16 protein-coding genes are annotated in these 21,107 nt (G+C 37.0%); 10 read left to right on the forward strand and 6 right to left on the reverse strand.

The window, feature by feature from the left end:
• Positions 1-7: 7 nt before the first annotated feature.
• Together KKI44_RS19100 and KKI44_RS19105 are read left to right on the forward strand one after the other, a co-directional pair.
• Entirely contained in the window at positions 8-1,138 is a 1,131-nt protein-coding gene (locus tag KKI44_RS19100) for an NAD-dependent epimerase/dehydratase family protein (RefSeq protein ID WP_214588750.1), read from the forward strand.
• Positions 1,135-2,166, forward strand: a complete 1,032-nt coding sequence (locus KKI44_RS19105; RefSeq protein WP_214588751.1) for a hypothetical protein — start codon at positions 1,135-1,137, stop codon at positions 2,164-2,166. Before KKI44_RS19100 ends, KKI44_RS19105 begins: the two co-directional genes overlap by 4 nt.
• A gap of 70 nt (positions 2,167-2,236) precedes the next feature.
• Here KKI44_RS19105 and secG read toward each other — a convergent pair whose 3' ends face one another.
• The 3 genes from secG to KKI44_RS19120 form a co-directional block, all read right to left on the reverse strand.
• Positions 2,237-2,584 (reverse strand): preprotein translocase subunit SecG, encoded by a 348-nt coding sequence (secG, locus tag KKI44_RS19110; RefSeq protein ID WP_214588752.1) that lies wholly within the window; start codon positions 2,582-2,584, stop codon positions 2,237-2,239.
• Positions 2,585-2,716: 132 nt separating this feature from the next.
• Positions 2,717-4,762, reverse strand: a complete 2,046-nt coding sequence (locus KKI44_RS19115) for a M16 family metallopeptidase (RefSeq protein ID WP_214588753.1) — start codon at positions 4,760-4,762, stop codon at positions 2,717-2,719.
• Positions 4,763-4,813: 51 nt separating this feature from the next.
• Positions 4,814-6,127 carry a M16 family metallopeptidase gene (locus KKI44_RS19120; protein WP_214588754.1) on the reverse strand — a complete coding sequence of 438 codons (1,314 nt, stop codon included), beginning with the start codon at positions 6,125-6,127 and terminating at the stop codon, positions 4,814-4,816.
• 184 nt (positions 6,128-6,311) lie between these two features.
• On the opposite strand from KKI44_RS19120, the gene KKI44_RS19125 reads away from it, so the two are divergent.
• The 3 genes from KKI44_RS19125 (at position 6,312) to KKI44_RS19135 (ending at position 9,410) form a co-directional block, all read left to right on the forward strand.
• Positions 6,312-8,165: a PAS domain-containing protein gene (locus KKI44_RS19125; RefSeq protein ID WP_214588755.1), complete on the forward strand. Its 1,854-nt coding sequence runs from the start codon at positions 6,312-6,314 to the stop codon at positions 8,163-8,165.
• Between the two features lie 3 nt (positions 8,166-8,168).
• Entirely contained in the window at positions 8,169-8,531 is a 363-nt protein-coding gene (locus KKI44_RS19130) for a response regulator transcription factor (RefSeq protein WP_214588756.1), read from the forward strand.
• Between the two features lie 366 nt (positions 8,532-8,897).
• Positions 8,898-9,410, forward strand: coding sequence for a hypothetical protein (locus KKI44_RS19135; RefSeq protein WP_214588757.1), 513 nt, complete (start codon positions 8,898-8,900; stop codon positions 9,408-9,410).
• Between the two features lie 169 nt (positions 9,411-9,579).
• On the opposite strand, the gene KKI44_RS19140 is transcribed toward KKI44_RS19135, so the two are convergent.
• Positions 9,580-10,542, reverse strand: a complete 963-nt coding sequence (locus KKI44_RS19140; protein WP_250902065.1) for a transposase — start codon at positions 10,540-10,542, stop codon at positions 9,580-9,582.
• A gap of 450 nt (positions 10,543-10,992) precedes the next feature.
• Between KKI44_RS19140 and KKI44_RS19145 the strand changes: the two genes are divergently transcribed.
• From KKI44_RS19145 to KKI44_RS19165, 5 genes are all read left to right on the forward strand, one after another.
• Positions 10,993-13,326: an ATP-dependent helicase gene (locus KKI44_RS19145; protein WP_214588758.1), complete on the forward strand. Its 2,334-nt coding sequence runs from the start codon at positions 10,993-10,995 to the stop codon at positions 13,324-13,326.
• Positions 13,327-13,459: 133 nt separating this feature from the next.
• Positions 13,460-16,180, forward strand: a complete 2,721-nt coding sequence (locus tag KKI44_RS19150) for a TonB-dependent receptor plug domain-containing protein (RefSeq protein ID WP_214588759.1) — start codon at positions 13,460-13,462, stop codon at positions 16,178-16,180.
• Positions 16,181-16,460: 280 nt separating this feature from the next.
• On the forward strand, positions 16,461-17,279 hold the full coding sequence (locus KKI44_RS19155) for an alpha/beta hydrolase (protein ID WP_214588760.1): 819 nt from the start codon (positions 16,461-16,463) through the stop codon (positions 17,277-17,279).
• Positions 17,280-17,500: 221 nt separating this feature from the next.
• Positions 17,501-18,262 carry a phospholipase D family protein gene (locus KKI44_RS19160; protein ID WP_214588761.1) on the forward strand — a complete coding sequence of 254 codons (762 nt, stop codon included), beginning with the start codon at positions 17,501-17,503 and terminating at the stop codon, positions 18,260-18,262.
• Complete coding sequence (locus KKI44_RS19165; protein ID WP_214588762.1) at positions 18,243-18,611, forward strand: hypothetical protein; 369 nt, start codon at positions 18,243-18,245, stop codon at positions 18,609-18,611. The genes KKI44_RS19160 and KKI44_RS19165 overlap by 20 nt, the downstream gene beginning before the upstream one ends.
• On the opposite strand, the gene KKI44_RS19170 is transcribed toward KKI44_RS19165, so the two are convergent.
• Positions 18,608-19,705: a serine hydrolase domain-containing protein gene (locus tag KKI44_RS19170; protein ID WP_214588763.1), complete on the reverse strand. Its 1,098-nt coding sequence runs from the start codon at positions 19,703-19,705 to the stop codon at positions 18,608-18,610. The genes KKI44_RS19165 and KKI44_RS19170 overlap by 4 nt on opposite strands.
• Positions 19,706-20,064: 359 nt before the next feature.
• Positions 20,065-21,087: an alpha/beta hydrolase gene (locus tag KKI44_RS19175; protein WP_214588764.1), complete on the reverse strand. Its 1,023-nt coding sequence runs from the start codon at positions 21,085-21,087 to the stop codon at positions 20,065-20,067.
• Between the last annotated feature and the right edge of the window lie 20 nt (positions 21,088-21,107).

Below are 21,107 nucleotides of genomic sequence, written 5' to 3' on the forward strand. Positions count from 1 at the left end.
ACACAGCATGAAGATACTCATCACGGGAGGAGCCGGATTTATTGGAAGTAAGTTATCTTTAGAACTTAGGAAGAAGGGGTATGAAATTACAGTTTTAGATAATCTTTCTTCTCAGATTCACGGAGAAAATCCTGATGAGGATTCGCCTTTGTACAGAAATATTTTAGGAAAGGTAAATTTCATTAAAGGAGATGTTGCTCATTTTGAAGACTGGGAAAAAGCGATTGACGGACAGGATGTTATTGTGCATTTTGCGGCAGAAACGGGAACCGGACAATCCATGTACCAGATCGAAAAATATACGGATGTGAATGTTTCAGGGACCGCAAAAATGCTGGATCTGCTGGTTAATAAACCACATCAGGTAAAAAAAGTAATTATTGCCTCTTCCAGAGCGGTTTATGGAGAAGGAAAATATCTTCATCCCGAATTGGGACTGATTTATCCCAGACCCAGAAACATAGAAGAAATGCGAAAAGGAAATTTCGAAATTATCTATCCCGATGGACAGATTCTCCGCGCTTTGCCAACGGACGAAGAGTCTAAAATACATCCCACTTCCATCTACGGAATTACAAAATACACCCAGGAACAGATGGTAATGACTGCCTGTTCTTCCATGGGAGTTGCTCCGGTTGCGCTGAGGTTTCAGAACGTTTACGGAGAAGGACAATCGCTTTTAAATCCTTACACGGGAATTTTATCTATTTTTTCGTCCCAGATTCTTAACGGAAATGATATTAATGTTTTTGAAGACGGAAACGAATCCAGAGATTTCATTCATGTGGATGATGCCGTGGAAGCAACAATCCGTTGTATTGAAAATGATGGGGCGAACGGTGAAGTTTTCAACGTGGGAACAGGAGTTTCAACGGCTGTAACTACGGTAGCGGAAAGTTTCAGAAAATTCTATAATGTTGATTTTGAAATTAATGTTTCCGGACAGTTTCGTCTGGGAGATATCAGGCATAATTTTGCAGACATCAGCAAGATTAAATCAAAATTAAATTTTCAGCCGAAAATATCCTTTGAGGAAGGAATGTCCAAATTTACCAATTGGGTATTGCAGCAGAATATTCAGGATGTAAAGTTTAAAGAGTCCCTTGAAGAAATGAAAGTAAAAGGACTTTTAAAATGATCTGTTTAAAAGATAAAAAAATACTTTTTCTGTCGGTTAGCTTTTTCAAATATGAAAAGGCAATAGCCCGAAGACTTTCTGAACTGGGCGCTGAAGTGGATTTTTATGACGAAAGACCTTCCAATTCCAATTTTTCGAAAGGAATAATCCGTCTTAATAAAAGATTCTACCATCTTAAAATAAACAATTACTATAACCGGATTCTTGAAGAAATTAAAGGCAAAAAATACGATTATTTCTTCCTGATAAAAGGAGAAGCCATTCCTGTTTTTTTTCTTGAAAAAATAAAGCAGGACAACCCTGAAATGGAAATGATTTATTATAATTTTGATCCATTGAAAGAATATCCTAATCTGATTGAAAATCTTAAATATTTCGACAAAAAATTTACGTTTGAATACAATGATTCGGTAAAATACAACATAAGCTTCCGACCTTTATTTTATGTGGATGATTACAAAAGCTTAAAACAGCATACTCAGAAACCGGAATATGATATTGTCTTCATAGGAAGCGCACATACAGACCGGTATATTGTAGGAGAAAAGATCAGAGAAATTGCAGACAGGCTGAATCTGAAATCTTACTTTTATTATTATGCAATGGGAAAAATTGCATTCCGACTGAAAAAGATCATTGATAAAAACCTGAAGCAGTTTGATATTACAAAAGTAAGTTTTGATAAGCTGAATCATCATCAGATCATTGATTTTTACAAAAAAACAAAATCTGTGCTGGATATTAATAAACCTTTTCAGAATGGCTTAACCATAAGAACCTTTGAGGTATTGGCTTCCGGAAGAAAATTAATTACAACCAATTCGGATATCAAAAATTATCCTTTTTACTGCCCTGAAAATATTTTGGTGATTGATCGGGAAGATATTCAGTTGAAACCTGAATTTTTTGCAACAGATTTTAAAGAAATGGATCTGGAAGTTTTGTATAAAATGTCTTTGGATTCTTTTATAGAATGTCTTTTTGGTGAAGATCAGAATGATTACTGGAATTCTTTCAGAATCAATTAAACCTAAATCAGTATCATAAAACAAAAAAGCAGCCCGATCGAGCTGCTTTTTATATATAAATAGTATTTACTTATTTTGTTGGTGCAGGAGTCTTAGCCGGAGTTGTTGCAGAAGCAGGAGCTGAAGATTGCTTAGCCGGAGCTTCTTTTTTTGCAGGCGTCTGAACCGGAGCTGTTGCTGAAGGCTTCCCTGTAATTACAACACTTAAAAGAATAAGAACGATAATTGTTCCTCCTAAAGTCCATGTTGCTTTTTCCATAAAGTCGTTGGTTCTCTGTACTCCAAACTGAGCAGAAGATGCTCCTCCGAAAGTACTGGAAAGACCTCCGCCTTTAGGATTTTGAGCCATAACGATGATAACCAGTAAAATGCTGGCGATCATAATAAGAACCATCAATAGTATAAATATAGAATCCATTAATTTGATATCTTTTTGAATGGGCAAATTTAATCTTTTTTTACCGAATGACAAAGAAAGATAATACAAATGTTAGGAAAAATAAAAAACGGCAACAATTGTTGCCGTTTTTACTGTAAGATCAGATTGTTTTTATTTAAAATCAGAATCTTTAGCCTGATTCACTTCGTAAGATTTTACGTTCATTGTCATGTCCATACCCATTTGGCTTACGGTAATGGTATAAGGCATTTTCACACCTGCCACATCTTTGTAATCAGAGAATGTTGTAGGAACAGTCATGGTTTGTCCCATTGCTTTTACTGTTTTTGTTTCTCCGGTTTTAAGACCTGTTTTTACGCTGTAATAATAAGTATTATCACCATTTTTTACAGCATAAGAATCTTCACCGCCGATTTTTTCAATTCCTGCAAGTTTGTAGTCAGCAGATTTTGCAAAACCAAGCTCCGGGAAAAGTTCAGTATTTTTAAGCTTTTCAGCAATTTGCTCAGGCTTCATTTCCACTTTTTGCCCCATTTGCTCAGAGTATCCTGTCTTTCCGTCGAATACCTGTTTCTGAAGAGTCTGTCCCATTCCTGTAACAGTGGTAAGTTCTTTTCCTCCTTTCGCTTTCATCATTTTCAGGTCGATATTCTGCCCCTGCATAGACATAGAAGCATTTACCGTGTAAGAAGAAACTTTATCAATGTTTGCTTTTCCTCCGATTGCGTTGATGTATTTATCTGCAATAGAAGCAACAGTAACTCCTGCATCTACTTTCTGTGTTGTAGGTTTTGCTACAGGATTGGCTTCTTTATCGAAATATTTCACAGGATATCCTAATTTTTCCAGACCTTCAGAAATATCCGCTGCTTTTCCGGCAATGAAAATTCTGCTCTGGTTAGGAAGAATGGTAGATTTTACAGCATTAGAAACATCCGCAGCCGTTACCTTATCAATAGATTTCAGATAATTGGTATAAAAATCATCCGGAAGATTCTGTACTTTTTTATTGAGAGCAAATCTTGCAATGGTTGATGGCTGCTCCAGAGACATGATGAAAGAACCTTTCAGTTTAGCCTTTGCATTTTCCAGTTCTTCAGGCTTTACGGTAGAAATAGCGTTAAGTTCGTTCATGAACTCTTTTACTGCTTTATCCGTAACTTCGTTTCTTACACTTGCACTTGCCGAGAATTGCGGAGAATATTTGCTTGCGCTAAGATTAGAGTAAGCACCATATGTAAAGCCGTTTTTCTCACGAAGGTTCATGAAAAGTCTCGCTTCACCGCCACCTCCAAGAATATAGTTTGCAATGGTTGCCGGAAAGTAGTTCGGATCTTTCATTTTCAGCGTGTTCAGGTTGTTTAAAGACACAACAGACTGTACAGCAGAAGGAACATCTACTACGTTAATTTCCGTTTTGGCAACATTAGAAGCCGGTTCTAAAGGAGTAACCGGAGTATTTGCTTTTTTCCATCCGCTGAATGCTTTTTCAACCATAGGTTTTACCTGATCGAATTTTACATCTCCTACAATTACAAGATAAGCGTTGTCCGGAGCGTAATATTTTTTGTAGGTATTCTGTACATCTGCCAATTGAATTTTACTGATCGATTCTACCGTTTCAAATTCTCCTCTTGATGTATTTTTACCATACATTAAAGCGTTAGAAACTTTTGAAGCAATAGAAGACGCATTTTTCTCTTCAGATTTTAAACCTTCAATGGCTCTGTCTTTAGAATCCTGTATTTCTTCAGCAGAAAATTTCGGATTAATGATGGCATCTGCCATTAAGTTAAGAACCTGAGGAAAATATTTTGAAAGTGAATTTGCTGCAGCTCCGTTAGAAGAAAAGTTTAAGTTCGCTCCAAGATAATCCACCTTTTTGTTGAATTCATCTTTGCTCATGTTGGTTGTTCCGTTTTCGAACTGTTCCGCCATGATTTCACTTACTCCTGTTACAGCTCCCTCACTGTAAGGAGCTCTGTCCATCGTAAGATTGGCATTTACTCTCGGCAGCTTATTGTTTTCTACTACCATTACCGTAAGACCATTGCTCAGCTGAAATGTTTTTGGCTTTGCAATATTAATTGCCGGAGTAGGTCCCGGTTTTGGCATGGCATTAAGATCTATTTTTTGTGCTGAAACCATTCCTGCGAAGAAAAACGCTGCAGCTATATATGTTAATTGCTTTTTCATTTGTAAAAATTTAATTTTTAATAATCATTTTTAAACCTAAATCTCAGCGGATTACTTTTTTTCAGGTACGTAGTTAATGATTATTCTTTGGTTGGAATTAAGATACTTTTTAGCTGCATTCTGAAGATCCTGTCTTGTGATGCCTCTGTAGATGTCAATCTCTTTGTTAATCAGGTTTGTATTGCCCATCAATACGTGGTTGGTTGCCAGTGAAGCTGCAATTCCCTGAATGCTGGAGTTTGAATTAACGAACTGGTTCTCAAACTTATTCTGAAGCTTCTGGTAATCGTCCTCAGAAATTAAAGTCGTCTGCAGTTTTTTAATTTCAGCATCAATATCCGCCTGCAAAGTAGCCTTTGTGGTTTGTCCCATCGGGATCGCAAAGAATGCAAAAATACCGTAATCTTCAAGACCTTGGTTAAATGCCTGTACCTGAAGCGCTTTTTTATCCTGATCCACTAATTTTTTGTATAAAACAGAAGATTTTCCGCTGCTTAAATAAGAAGAAAGCATATCTAAAATATAAGCATCTTTTTCTTTGTTACCCGGAGTTCTGTAAGCAAATACATAAGCAGGAAGCTGGATGTTTGGATCTGTAGCCGTTACTTCTTTCTCCTGAGTAATTGGAGTATCTTTCGGGAAATCTTTCGGGTAAACTGTTCCTTTTGGAATTCCTCCGTAGTATTCCTTAATCCATTTTTTAGTCTGTTCCGGTTTAATATCTCCTGCTACCACCAAAGTAGCATTGTTCGGAACGTAATATTTTTTATAGAATGCCTGAAACTCTTCTAATTTCGCAGCATTCAGGTCCTCCATAGAACCGATTGTCGGCCAGTTATACGGGTGATTGGTAAACAAATTTTTCTGAATGGTAGTGAAAAGATTTCCATAAGGCTGGTTGTCCATTCTCAATCTCTTTTCTTCCTTTACAACCTCTCTCTGAGTATCCACACCAACTTGGTTGATTACAGCATGGCGCATTCTTTCAGCTTCCATCCAAAGTCCCAGCTGTTCGTTGTTGGATGGGAAAGTTTCGTAATAATACGTTCTGTCGTTCGTTGTATTAGCGTTGTTTTGTCCCCCGTTTGAAGAAACGATCTTAAACCAGTCACCTCTCTTGATGTTAGGTGTTCCTTCAAATAAAAGATGCTCGAAGAAGTGAGCAAAACCTGTTCTTCCTTTTACCTCGTCTTTTGCACCTACATGGTACATTACCCCTGTTGTTACAACCGGAGCCGAGTTGTCCTGATGAAGAATTACGTGAAGACCGTTTGGTAAGTCATACTCTTCGAATTTAATTTGTTGTGCATTAAGAGCCATTCCGAAGAAAGCCGCTGCAGCAACAGAAAGAAGTCGCTTTTTCATAAAGTAGAAATTGTTTTGTCAATTAGTTCCAAAAATACATTAATTGTTACATTATTATCAAAATAAAATTAGCTTTAAAAATACTTCTTTGAAATAAAATTTTATTATGTTAAAAAGTGGTATCATATTTTCAGTGAAAGTGTAGAATAAAAATTAATTTTGTAAAACAGAAACCATTATTGTAATGAAAAACTTTTTAGACCAGAATATCTCTCATGAGTCGCTTAAAATATTATTCAGTCAGGCTCCGGTAGCGATGTCTTTGCTGATGGGGGAGGATTTTATTATCAGTAATGCCAATCAGCAGATTCTTGAACTCTGGGGAAGAGATGCATCCGTAATAGGAAAAAAGCTTGAAGAGGTGCTTCCTGAAATAAGATCTCAGGGACTTTTTGAAATATTAAACAGCGTTTTCACGACCGGAGAAGTTTTTAAAGGCAATAAATGGTCGGTTTTTTTAGAGAAATTCGGAAATTACGAAGAACACTTTTTTAATTTCATTTATGCTCCTGTGTATAATGAGGATCATAAAGTTATCGGAGTAAGTGTTGTAGCCATAGAGGTTACGGATCATGTTATTTCGGAGCAGAAACTTTTGGAAAGCGAATACCGTTTTGAAGATCTTATCAGGCAGTCAGATTATTCCACCGCGATCTATCGTTCAGAAGATTTATATATAGAGCTTGCCAACGACAAAATGCTGAGAACATGGGGTAAAGATGCTTCCGTCATCGGAATGAAACTTGAAGATGCACTTCCTGAACTGGAAGGTCAGCCATTTGTAGGATTATTAAAAGACATTTTCAAAACAGGAAAAACCTACTCCGCAACAGAAGATCGTGCAGATCTTGTAGTAGATGGCAAACTTCAGACTTTTTACTATAACTTTTCTTACAAACCTCTGAAAAACTCCAGTGGGGAAGTATATGCGATCCTTAATATGGCAGTGAATGTCACAGATCTTGTGAAAGCCAGAAAAGAAGTACAGGAAAGCGAGAAAAAATACAGAGATCTTGCAGACTCTATGCCTCAGTTTGTATGGACCAGTGACAAACGGGGTAAAATAACCTATATGAACGACAATTGGTACAAATACATGAAGTTCAAAAAGGAAGAAGATGCCAATGAAGCCATTAAAAATATCATAAGACCCGAAGTTTATCCGAATATTATAAAAATCTGGGAAGAAAGTGTAAATACAGGAAAACCCTTCGAAGTAGAATATGAATTTTCGGATCCGGATAATCCTGAAGTTTACCGTTGGTTTCTGGGAAGAGCTGTTCCCAATCTGGATTCGGAGGGAGAAATACAGCAGTGGATCGGAACTTTTACCGATATAGATGATTTTAAACAATTGCAGAACCAAAAAGATAATTTTCTGGGCATTGCCAGTCACGAACTCAAAACTCCGCTTACCAGCCTGAAACTTTACACCCAGTTTATAGGGATGAACCTTAATAAACAGGGCGATTACAAAAATGCTGAAGTAGCAAAAAGAATGAACGATCAGATTGAGAAACTCACAGAACTCGTTAATGATCTTCTGGATGTTACCAAAATTCAGAAAGGACAAATCCAGCTTAATGAATCTGATTTTGATTTTGATCAGCTCGTGGAAGATATTGTTATAGAACAGCAGATGACGGCAAGACACAAAATTATCTTCAATAAAAGCAATATCGGAAAGGTAACCGCAGACAGGCACCGTATTTCTCAGGTGATGAGCAACCTGATCAGCAATGCCATCAAATATTCTCCTGATGCAGATGAAGTGATTGTTTCTACTCAGGTGAAAGATAATATGATAAAATTCAGTGTAAAAGATTTCGGGATCGGGATTCCGGAAGATAAACAGCATAAGGTTTTCGAGCAGTATTACCGTGTGAGCGGAACAAAAGAACATACCTTTCCGGGGCTGGGATTAGGACTTTACATCTCCTCAGAAATCATCAAAAGGACGGGAGGAAAAATTTATGTTCACTCCGTAGAAGGAAAGGGGTCTGATTTTTGCTTCGAAATACCTAAAATTAAAATATAAAACATGTCTACACAAATTTTAGTCTTGGATGATAGTCCTGCAATTGTTGATTCTATTGAAATGATGATGGAGCTAGAAGGACTTACCGTTTCCAAGTTCTATAAAGGATCGGATATGCTGGATGCACTGAATACACAGCCAAAACCGGATGTTATCCTCATGGATATGTGGCTTTCCGGAGAAGACGGAAGAGATATCTGCAGAACCATAAGAGCCGATGAAAATTTAAAAGATATTCCGGTGCTTATCATGTCCGCAAGCCGAGGACTGGAGCAGTCTGCTCTTGATGCAGGAGCCAACGATTTTATCGCAAAACCTTTTGATATGGGAGACATGATTTCCCGCGTGAGAACGTATATCAAATAAAATGAAGCTTCTGTTTTCGTTTCTTTTATTGTCTTTTTTTATTGTGGGATTTTCCCAAGCAACAAAAAGGCAATAAATAGGAACTTACCAGAAAAAAGCTCTTAATGCAAATTATGAGAACATTTCCGATGAAGAAAAGTTTTATTATATTTCCCCTTCAATCACAAAAAAAATTAGTAATAACCGAGGATAACACTTCTTCGGAACCCAAAGATGACTTTAATATACTAGAGTTGGTATTTTTTAACGAAATCAACAATAAGGTGATTGTTCGATTCATTTATAATGAAAAATATAATGAGGCGTATTCTAAAACCTATCAATATAAAAACATGGAATGGAAATTAATTGAAAAGCCTATTGAGAATGAATAAATTAACTATTTTGCTCTGTTTTGTTTTACAGTTGTCTTTATTTCATGCTCAAGAAATTAAAGACGATTTAATAGATACAGACCAAGATGGAATCTTGGATAAATATGATGCTTGTCCCACAATTCCTGGAACCACAGATTATAACGGATGTCCGAAACCTTATCAACGAGATTGTAAAGCTGAAGAAAGAAAAGACAGTCTTGAAATGATTAAATTAAGAGCTGACTACAAAGATATTGATAAAATTTACAATAAGCTTAGCCGGAAAATCTTAGAGCCGATTAATAAATATAATCTAAAAAATATCAGGCTTCACATTGATCTTATTCATTGGGGTCCTATGGATATAGTAGGTGATGGTTGCGCTCCAAACTGGGAATATGATAAGTCAAATTATTTAACAACTAAATTTTGGAATAAATCAACATTAGAATATTTTTATAACAGGAATAATATTAACGGGATCTCTTTTTCTACAGGTAATGTACTGAAAAATAGTTGGTGAAATTCAGGATATATTTTAATAAATTATGGATGTTAATCCGAAGAGGACAAAAGCACTGGTGGAGATCAACTTTTCAGCAATAGGATTAATGTTCAAAACGATAGTTTTAAGGTGAGGTTTCCCTCACCTTTTCGTTTATTATCGGATGAACCTTATGGCTAAAAAAACTCTATTTTTCGTTAGAAAAATAAATATACCATTTGATGAAATTGATTCGGTTTTTCAATGTGAGACCTCTGTGCAGGTCGAGATGATTTTTTAAATGGCTGAAATATCCCTCAATACCATTGGTTGTTTTAGGAATATTGGGATTTTCCAGATAATGAAACATATTGGGCAATGCCCGTTTTATAGTAAAATACGATCGTCTGATAAGCTTGTGGGTATACCAGTATCTTTCGGTTTCAAGATTAATTGTTTTTTCATTAATATAATCCTGATGTCTCAAATACCAGTCGTTGAGTTCATTTTTCCACCAGATTTTATCGTTTTGTGTTTTAATTTTCAGTAATAATAAAACGTGTTTTCGAAGTTCCTGACCGGCAATGTGTTTAGGAAACTTTGTGAGCCAGATCAGGCACATTCTCTGAATATGAACCAGACATCTCTGAGTAATGATGTCTCCATCAGATTTATTTATGGCTTTCAAAACGCTTTTATGTCCATCTGTAGTAATGCTTTCCAGCTTTACGCCCAGCCGTAAAAGATTGTTTAAATCTTCCCTGATTTCTTCATAATGTTCTCCATCGGTAAAACGGATAAGCTGTGTATATCCATCAAAATCATCCTGATAAGCAATTAAACAGAACTGAGCAAAATAAGTTGCATCCATTCTTAAATTCACCTTTTCCCGTTTGATGATCTTTAAGGTAGGAGACTGCTCTAAAATGGTATAAAATGTTTTCTGCAAAGTATCTTTCGAATAACCGCTGTCTCTGCAAAGCGTTTTGTAGGTCTGCCTTTCCAATACCCATTTTTTGAACCAGATAAAACGATTTTTAATTCTCTGCTCCGTTCTGTTTTGAGTAAATAAAATCCCGCAATTTTTACATTTAAATCTTTGCTTTCCCCCTTGTTTTCCCCAACGAATTACCTCCAGGCTTGAACAAGACCAACAACGTTTTTTTGCCATTTTTCAGACAAAGAAAAAGTTTTATGAAACACGTTTCATAAAACTTCCTCCAAGCAGCCTAACAATGAGGTTTTGATAGGATTCTACCAACTATTTTTCAGTATTATGCCTTTCTACAAAAATTCCGGAGCAGGTATTTCCCGATTTACAAGAATTTTTAGATCCTCCTTTGTATGATTATTTGGTAAAATATTCCAAAAAAAATGAGTCCAATATTTTTATTTTAAAAGACAGTAAAAAACAAAATATTTTAGTTGTCGTAAAAATTCGCTTTCAAAACCCTTATAAACTTAATGTCTCAATCACAGACAGCAATCGTTTTAACATGGATACCACATACGAATACAACGGCAAAATCTGGAATAAGGTGAATAGATAAATGCTGTTTTATTAAAATTTGAATTCTCCATATAATACACTAATTTTGTGTTCCCAAAAATTTTTTGCAGCATGGAGGATTATCTGAAAGGACTTAATGAATCACAATTTGAAGCCGTTACTACATTACAGGGACCATTAATGGTTCTTGCAGGAGCGGGTTCCGGAAAAACGCGTGTACTTACCATGCGTATTGCCCATCTCATTACCAACGGAATTGATCCTTTCAATATTCTGGCGCTTACCTTTACCAATAAGGCGGCAAAAGAAATGAAAGAACGTATTGCAAAAGTAGTGGGACAAAGCAATGCAAGAAGTCTCTGGATGGGAACTTTCCACTCTGTTTTTGCAAGAATTCTGAGAAATGAGGCATATTATCTCGGCTATCCTTCCAATTTTACCATTTACGATCAGCAGGACGCATTAAATGTCATCAAAAAAGTGTTGAAAGACATGAATATTGATGCCGATCTGTATAAACCCAAAAAAGTTCAGGCAAGAATTTCGACCTATAAAAACAACCTCATCACCGTAAAAGCTTATTTCAACAATCCTGAGTTGATGGAAGCCGATGAAAAAGCCAATATGAAATTCATCGGGCAGATCTACCAGCGGTATGTAGAGCAGTGCTTCAAAAACGGATCGATGGATTTTGACGATTTGCTGTTAAAAACCAACGAATTGTTAACCCGTTTCCCTGAAGTGTTAGCAAAATATCAGGACAGATTCAGATACATTCTTGTGGATGAGTATCAGGATACGAACCATTCTCAGTATCTTATCGTTAAAGCTTTAGCCTCAAAATTTGAAAATATTTGTGTTGTGGGAGATGATGCACAGTCAATCTATTCCTTCCGTGGCGCGAATATCTACAATATTTTGAACTTTAAAAAAGACTATCCGGATGCAATGACGGTTGCTTTGGAGCAGAATTACCGTTCTACCCAGAATATTGTAAATGCTGCAAATGTAGTGATCGCGAAAAACCTTCAGCAGTTCAAGAAAAATGTTTTCAGCGAAAATGAAGAAGGAGAGAAAATCAAAGTATACCGTTCTCTTTCCGATGCCGATGAAGCGAATTTCGTAGCCGGAAACATCTGGGAAACCAGAAACCGTGAGCAGAGAAAATACAGCGATTTTGCCATTTTATACAGAACCAACTCTCAGACGCGTGCTTTTGAAGATGCGCTGAGAAGAAAAAATATTCCTTACAAAGTCTACGGAGGCCTCTCTTTCTACCAGAGAAAAGAAGTGAAAGATCTCATCGCTTATCTGAGACTTTTAGTCAATGAAAACGATTCTGAAGCGTTGATGAGAATCATCAACTATCCGGTAAGAGGAATTGGAGAAACCACCCAGAATAAATTGGTTGTTTTTGCAGATGCACAGAATGTTGCCGTTTCAAAAGTTTTGGATAATTTACCGATGTATGCGCCACATTTAGGCTTAAACAACGGTGTTTTAAACAAACTGAACGACTTCTGGTCGATGATCAAAGCATTTCAGGTACTGCTGAAAACGGAAACAGCATACAGCGTTGCGATGGAAGTGGCGAAACGAAGCGGACTGATTAAATTTTTAAAAGACGATCAGACTCCCGAAGGAATTTCCCGTGTAGAAAACGTTCAGGAATTAATGAACTCAATGCAGGGTTTCATTGAAGAACAGATGCAGTTGGAAGACGGAGATCCGAGCTTACCGAATTTCCTTGAAAACATTGCCCTTTCTGCCGATACGCAGGATAAAAACAATGAAGAGGATATGGTTTCGCTAATGACGATTCACCTTTCAAAAGGTCTTGAATTTCCGGTTGTACATTTGGTAGGGCTTGAAGAAAACCTTTTCCCGAGCTTTATGAGTTCTTCCACAAGAGAAGATCTGGAAGAAGAGAGACGTCTCTTCTATGTTGCTTTAACGAGAGCCGAAAAGCAGGTGTTTTTCTCTTATGCCGTTTCACGTTTCCAGTGGGGGAAAATTACCGATGCGGAACCTTCAAGATTTTTAAGTGAAATTGATGAAGAATATATCGAATTTGTAAATCCTGCGATTGAAAAACGTTTTATCAACAATTCCGGCATCAAATCCAATATTTTCGATGAGCATCCTTCCGAAATGAGAAGTTTCAAAAAAGTGGAAAAGAAAACCATCGAAAGAAGCGACAGCTCAAAACCGATTGCAGAACCACGCAAACTGAAACCTGTAAGTACCGCAAAAATTATCAATCCGAGCGGAGCTTCTTCTCAGGATATTGAAGTGGGTGATAAGGTAAGACACGACCGTTTCGGAATCGGAGAAGTGACTTTCCTCGACGGAACAGATCCTCAGAATATCAAAGCCAAAGTAGTCTTCCAGCATGAAGGCGAGAAAAATCTTATCCTGAAATACGCGAAACTCACTAAAATCTAAAATTCATTTCAACTTTAAAAAATAGAAGATGACAATATTCATTTTCTGAATTCTTTTAGTCTATTAATTTTGTGGACTAATAAATATAATTTACATTTGCACTTTTAAAACATGAATTTAAAGTGAGGAATGTATGAAGAATAAAAAAACTATTTTTTCGGCATCGGTATTATTTTTCCTGGGAACATTTGCATACGCACAGGAAAAAGATACAGTAAAAACAAACAACTTAGAGGAAGTTGTTATTTTAGGATCAAGAGGCGGAGCAAGGTCTAAAGTAGACAGCCCTGTTCCGGTGGACGTTTTCAATATCAAAGAATCTTCGGTTATTTTACCGCAAACCAACGTTGCACAAATCCTTAATTTCATTGCACCGTCGTTTACATCAACCATACAAACCAATGCAGACGGAACCGATCATTTGGATCCTGCACAGCTCAGAGGGTTGGGTCCCGATCAGGTTTTGGTTCTGGTAAACGGAAAAAGAAGACACACTTCCGCGTTAGTCAATGTCAACGGATCTCCCGGAAGAGGAACAGTAGGAACCGATCTTAATGCCATTCCGTCTTTTGCCATTAATAAAATTGAAGTCTTAAGAGACGGTGCTTCTGCGCAGTACGGTTCGGATGCCATTGCCGGAGTCATCAATTTAGGATTGAAAAGAGATACCGGAAAACTGACGGGACAACTAAGCTATGGCGGAAATCTTACTCCAACGGCCAACGATCACACAGGAGATTTTGACGGACAGAATATTCAGGTAGACCTTAACTACGGAAATAAAATTGGGAAGAAAGGCGGATTTTATAACATTACGTGGACATCCCAGTTCAGAAATCCTACCTACAGAGCGGGAACAGAAAGCGGAAACATTTTCAATGCTTACAACGCGATTGAACAGCGTGCTTTAAATAACGGCGTGAATCTTTCATCCCTTTTCACGAATATTAACAATACTCCGAATTCCCAACAGATCATCAATTATATTCATCAGTATGCGCAGGAAGTCAATTATTTTTCTCCGACGTTACAGAACCAGATTCAGTCGGCGAATACAATTTCCGCATTACAGGGAATTTTAAATACGAATGTGACGGATCAGGAGCTGGCTTACAGAGGTTTGTCCAGAAAAGATTTCAATATGCAGGTGGGACAGTCTAAACTGAATAATCATCAGCTTTTTGCCAATGTAGAAGTTCCGCTGAACGACAACTGGAAAGTTTATACTTTTGGCGGATACAGCTTCAGACACGGAACTTCGGGAGGATTTTTTAGAAGACCTAACCAAAGCAGAACATTTACAGGATTGTATCCCAACGGTTATCTGCCGCAGATCGGAACAGACATTCAGGATCTTTCGCTTTCCGCAGGAATTAAAGGAGACTGGAAAGGCTGGAACATCGATTTCAGCAATACTTTCGGACAGAATTCTTTCAGCTATGATATTAAAAATACCGGAAATACCTCTTTAAGATTCAATTCTCCGAATGAATTTGATGCAGGAGGTTTAAGATTTTCCCAAAATACAATCAACCTTGATTTTTCAAAGAAATATGATGTCTGGAGCGGAATCAACGTTGCCTTCGGAGCAGAACACCGTTACGAAAATTTTAAAATAACAGCAGGAGAAGAAGCTTCTTACGCTACGTATGATGTTTCCGGAAATCTCTGGAACGGAAATACAGTTCGTCCGACCGACTTTTTCGGCGCTTCACTTCCGGGAGGCTCTCAGGTTTTCAGTGGATTTAAACCCGCAAATGCAGTGAATAAAAACCGACAGGCAATTGCTGGATACGCAGATGTTGAATTCAATTTTACCAACTGGTTATTGGCAGATGCAGCCGTGAGATATGAAAATTATTCAGATTTCGGTTCTACATTCAATTATAAATTAGCTTCAAGAATCAAAGTAAATAAAGATCTTAATTTCAGGTTTGCAGGTTCTACAGGATTCAGAGCGCCTTCTATCCATCAGATTTATTATAATGTAACGTCAACTTTGTTTACAAACGGACAGCTTCTGGAAGTGGGAACGTTCAGCAACGATTCAAAAGTTGCCAGTTCATTGGGAATACCAAGTCTGAAACAGGAAACTTCAAAATCTGCAAGTGTAGGATTTACCTATAAAATTCCTTCGGCAAAACTTACGCTTACCGCAGACGGATATTTCATCAGAATTGATAACAGAATTCTGCTTACCGGTCAGTTTACAAGATCTGCCGTTTCTCCGGCAACGCAGCTGATTTACGATGCCGAAAGAGTAAATGCTGTACAGCTTTTTACCAACGCAATAGATACGGAAACCAGAGGATTAGATATTGTTCTTACACATAATGCAAAATTCTCAAACATCAAACTGGATAATAATTTTGCGATCAATCTTAACCGGACCAGAAAAGTCGGAGCCATCCATTCATCAGGATTATTACAGTCTTCAAATCTGGAAAATGTTTATTTTTCCGAGGCATCAAGAGTGTATCTGGAAGAAGCAGTTCCCAGAGTAAAAGCCAGCTTATCCAATCAGCTTACCTGGGGAAATGCTATTTTCTATCTCAGAAATACTTACTTCGGAAAGGTAACGAGTCCCGATATTATTGATGCAAACGGAGACGGCATCATTTCTCCGAATGAACATCAGGAAATTACAGATAAGATCATTACCGATGTTTCTCTGGCATATCAGTTTACCAAAAATATAGGACTTACTGTTGGAGTCAATAATCTTTTTGACATTTATCCAACGAAAAACCTTCCTGCTTCTTCCAATAACGATCAGTTCGTTTACTCGCGATCAACTTCACAGTTTGGGCAGAACGGAAGATTTGTATTCTCAAGACTTAACTTTAATTTTTAATTCATTTTTATGATTGTCCGTAGTTTGTCATCATTGAAAAACCTTTGAGATCTTTGCTGAGTGAATAGTTTATGCTGAGCTTGTCGAAGCACCTTTGTGAACTTAAAAACAGTTGGTATATAAAAGAATCTTTGCGATTCTTTGCGTTAAAAAGCAGTATGATTAATAAAGGACAATGAAATTTTTTTAATTCTCATCTGAAATGAATCCGGTTTTTCCGGGTTCATTTTTTTATTTGGGTGAAAGACAATTTGTATCTTTAAACCATAAAAGTCATTCAATGAAAAGGATTCTGCTATTTTTACTTCTTACCCTGTTTTCCACCCCACTTTTTTCTCAGGAATACCGCACCAAAAATAATATCCATTATTATGATGAAAAAACTAATAAATCGGATGCTTACATCAATGAAAGATGCGTGCTGGATATTTATATTCCGAAAAATGTGAAAAATTTTCCGACGGTGATCTGGTTTCACGGCGGAGGTTTAACCGGAGGTGAAAAGGAAATTCCAGAAGGACTGAAAAATAAAGGAATCGCAGTGATTGGAGTCAATTATAGACTCTCTCCGAAAGTTAATGCCCCGAAATACATTGAAGATGCAGCCGCAGCAACAGCATGGGTTTTTAAGAATATTAAAAATTATGGAGGAAATGAAGATCTTGTCTTTATTTCAGGACATTCTGCGGGAGGTTATCTTGCCATTATGGTAGGTTTAAATAAAATGTACCTGAACAAATATGGAATTGATGCCAATAAACTTGCCGGAATTATTCCTTTCAGCGGACAGATGATCTCGCATTTTACCACTAGAAAAGAAAAAGGAATTGATGAACTGGATGCCAGAATTGACGAATATGCACCGCTGCATTTCATCAGAGCAGATGCACCGCCTTTGTTATTAATTACCGGAGACCGCGAGAAAGAACTGCTCGGAAGATATGAAGAAAACGCTTATATGGCGCGAATGATGAAACTGAAAGGTCATAAAGAAACCACTTTATACGAACTTCAGGGTTTTGATCACGGTGGAATGGCGCAACCCGCATTTCCTTTGCTCATCAACGAAATGAAAAGAGTGGAAAAGAGTAGAAAGTAGGATGGAAGATGGAAGAAGGATGGAGTAGGCTAGAAACGGGAAGTTAGAAGCAGGAAGATTTGATGCTAATAAATGTGCATACAGATTTTAAACTTCCATCCTCCAGCTTCCAACTCCCAGCTTCCCTACTTCTAACTCCCAACTTCTCACTCAATTATTTTGCAAAGTTTTTTATTTTTTCTTTCTTTGGAGCGAAAATAAAATGATTTCGAACGATGGGTATGTTTTACAACAATGCGGTTTGTGATATTTATATAGGAAAAAGTGCAGGAGCTAAAATGATGCAGGACATCAGAAATGCTCAGAGAAATGTGAAAATTGTTTCCCCTTATCTTTCTCCTTTTTTAATTAAAGAGCTGATTCATCTCCATTCCAGAGGAATTAAAATAAGATTGGTTACCAGCGATGAAATCGAAGATTTTTACGGCTACGACAAGAATATTCACAAACTGATTATTCAGAATAAACACGTTGACGAAAAGGCAAAACAGACCAGAGACAATCTGGTAAGCCTTTCCGGAACGCTTCTTTTTGCCATGATCGGTTTGGGCGTGGTTTTGCTTCCGCTAATGTATCTTTTAAACAATTTTAAACTTGCTTACGGATTTATTATTGTCATTTTAATGTTTCTCATAAGAGATTCCATCGTCAAAAAAATAAAAAAGACAAAGGTTTACCATTACAGCTACAAGCAGCTTTTTCCCTTCAAGGTTTTTGTCTCTCCGAATAGCGGAAATTCTACCAATAAAACCTTTATTCACAGTAAAATTTACATCATTGATGACGAAATTGCCTATTTAGGTTCTCTGAATTTCACAGGAAGCGGAGTGAAAGACAACCATGAAACCAGAATACGAACAACCGATCCGGAAGCCGTCGCAAAAATTATCGAAGAGGTAAAAGAAGTATTTTATCACTCCAATCTTCCGGAAAGAGATATTCAGTTTTGGGGAAGTCAGTTGTATGAAGAACCCATTAATTAAGATGAATGGTGAATTTGCTTTGCAGTCAATGGTGAATTTTTTCATTATGATTATCTCAATCATGTTAAATTCACTGCTAAGCGGCGTGAAAGATAACCACGAAACCAGAATCAGAACAACCGATCCGGAAGCTGTTGCTAAAATCATTGAAGAAGTAAAAGAAGTTTTCTATCACTCCAATCTTCCGGAAAGAGATATTCAGTTTTGGGAAGTCAGTTGTATGAAGAACCCATTAATTAAGACGAATGGTGAATTTGCTTTGCAGTCAATGGTGAATTTTTTCATTATGATTATCTCAATCATGTTAAATTCACTGCGAAGCAAATTGATTATTGACCATTCACTTTAATTAATCACTGCATTTATTTTCTGCCACAAAACATCATCGAAATCTGAAAGGGCAAGATTCACATTATCTGCAGCATCGCCCATTCTGATGATAACGAGTTTTTTGCTTGGAACGACATAGATTTTCTGGTCATTTTTTCCCAAAGCACAAAACATATCATCCGGGGCACTCGGAATCAGTTTTCCGTTGAACTGAAACTGAGTCTGCGGCATATGATAACTTGTTTTTCCGTTCAGCCACCACAAATAACCGTAGGCTAAATTGATGCTTTGGGAAGTGTTTGTCGCACTTTGGAAATAATTCGAGTTGATGATCTGTGTTCCGTTCCAGTTTCCGTTGTTTAAAGCCATCAGTCCGAAACGCGCCATACTTCTCGTTGTACTCCAGTACACACTGTTGTCACCACTTTGAATCCAGTTTCCTGTCATCCCGATTTTATCCCTCAGTTTGCTGTTGAAATATTGTGACCAAGTTTGTCCCGTTGCTGCGGCTACAACATCCTGAAGTTTTACATAGACATTGTGATACGCCCATCGTGTTCCTGCATCGGCTTTGTACTGTAGATTTGCAGGACTTACATTATCTCCGAGACTGTCGTCCAATCCGGAAGTCATCGTAAGTAAATTCCGGCAGGTAATTAAATTTTCTTTTGCCAAAGGCGCGCTTGTCCAGCCGGTTCCTATGTATGTGGAAACTTTATTGTTGATATTGATAAACCCTTCCTGTTCTGCAATTCCTGTCACCGTTGAGGTTAACGTTTTTCCTGCGCTTGCCCAATACCAAGGTGTAGTAGAAGTATGGCCCGAAAAATAGTTTTCCATAACAATTCTTCCATTTTGCAGGATCATAAAACTTTTAGAATGTTTGGTTTCCAGATACGTCAGAAGATCCTGAAGTTTTTCCTGATGCCAGTTTAATGAAGAAAGAGATTTGGTTTCCCATACATCACTGTTGGAAGGAGGAAAATACATGGCTTCCGTTGTAGAAACTGTACTGTTCGGATCTGAAGAGGGTTGCGTAATATCATCAGAAGAGCTGCAGGATAATGCTAAAAAACAAAAAGCAGAAACAGAAAATAGATTTTTTATTTTCATACGAAATTAGTTTAAATTCTGATTTTTAGATAAGCATAGTAACGAATAGTTAAAAACATTTGATGAAAAATGTTAAAATTATCTTCAATTAAATTTTAAACTAAAACTTGAATAAACTAATTTCAGAATTAACCGCAAAAGATGCAAAAGATAATAATAAAGCGAATTTCCAGCATAAGCAAAGCACTCAAAAGAATAAAAATCAAAGATTTTTAAAAACTCTTGTGATCTTTTTCTTTTAAAATCAGCACTTTGAATAAAGGTTATCTTATCTTTTATGTCTTTTGTGGTTATATAAAAGGTCAAATATTCTTTGTAAAAAAGCAATTATCTTCAATTAAATTTTAAACTAAAACTTTTTACTTTTTGTGCGCATCAATAAAACGGATCATATCATCCGTAAGCTGATCCATATATTTTTTATCAGTCGTTCCGAAACCGTGCGTTCCGTCTTCTACCACGACAAGTTCAGCTTCTATATTTTGCTTTTTCAGCTTTTTTACCAGTTTTTTAGAATGACTCAATGGCGCCACCTTATCTTTATTTCCATGAAGAATAAAGGTCGGAATACCGTTTTCAGTCTCATTGATCGGAGAAACCGTTTCCAGATAATCTATGGCTTTTCTTTTTTCTTCATTAATATCGTAGCCGGAAATTCCATAAACCAGTTTCTGTCTGATCTCAACAATCGGTTTAAAGAAGAGACCTACAATAGACACCGGAACTTTTCCCAGTCTTGTATGCAGAAGTTTATTAATATCAGTCGGTCCGAAATTATCAACCACATAATTTACCTTTGCCGAATAGGGAGATAATTCAGGGCTTCCCAAATATTCATTGTCATTCGTGTAAGCAGCCATCAGAGCAAGATGCGCTCCCGAAGAAGCTCCGAAAAAACCAATATTATCAGGATCAAAATGATATTGATCTGCATTTTTTCTTACCCATCGCACCACATCTTTGGTATCCTGAATCGGCAGCGGAAAGTGTACGGTTTCACTTACAAGGGTATAATCGATGCTTATCACAGCATAATTTTTTTCAACAAGTTTTAAAATGAAATTTTCGATGTAATTGTTGGATCTTACTACTTTATCGCCTTTCGCCCATGCTCCGCCGTGAACATAGATAACCACCGGAAGTTTTGCGGAACCCGCGTTTTTCGGTTTGTACAGATCCAATTTGATGGGATTTCCGGAAACATCATTTTTATACGTAATATTTTCTGAAAAATCCGTTTTTTCGGGAAGAAGAACACTTGGCGGTGTCGGAGTTCCTTCGATCGGACCCTGAGAATCACTCAACGTAAAAAAGCTGAACAGAAAAATAAAAAACAGGCTTTTAGAAAACCTGTATATAGTATTGTCATTCGTAAATTTCATAGAATATTTTTTTGAAGCGT

This window comes from Chryseobacterium sp. ZHDP1, assembly GCF_018603435.1.
Taxonomy (GTDB): domain Bacteria; phylum Bacteroidota; class Bacteroidia; order Flavobacteriales; family Weeksellaceae; genus Chryseobacterium; species Chryseobacterium indicum.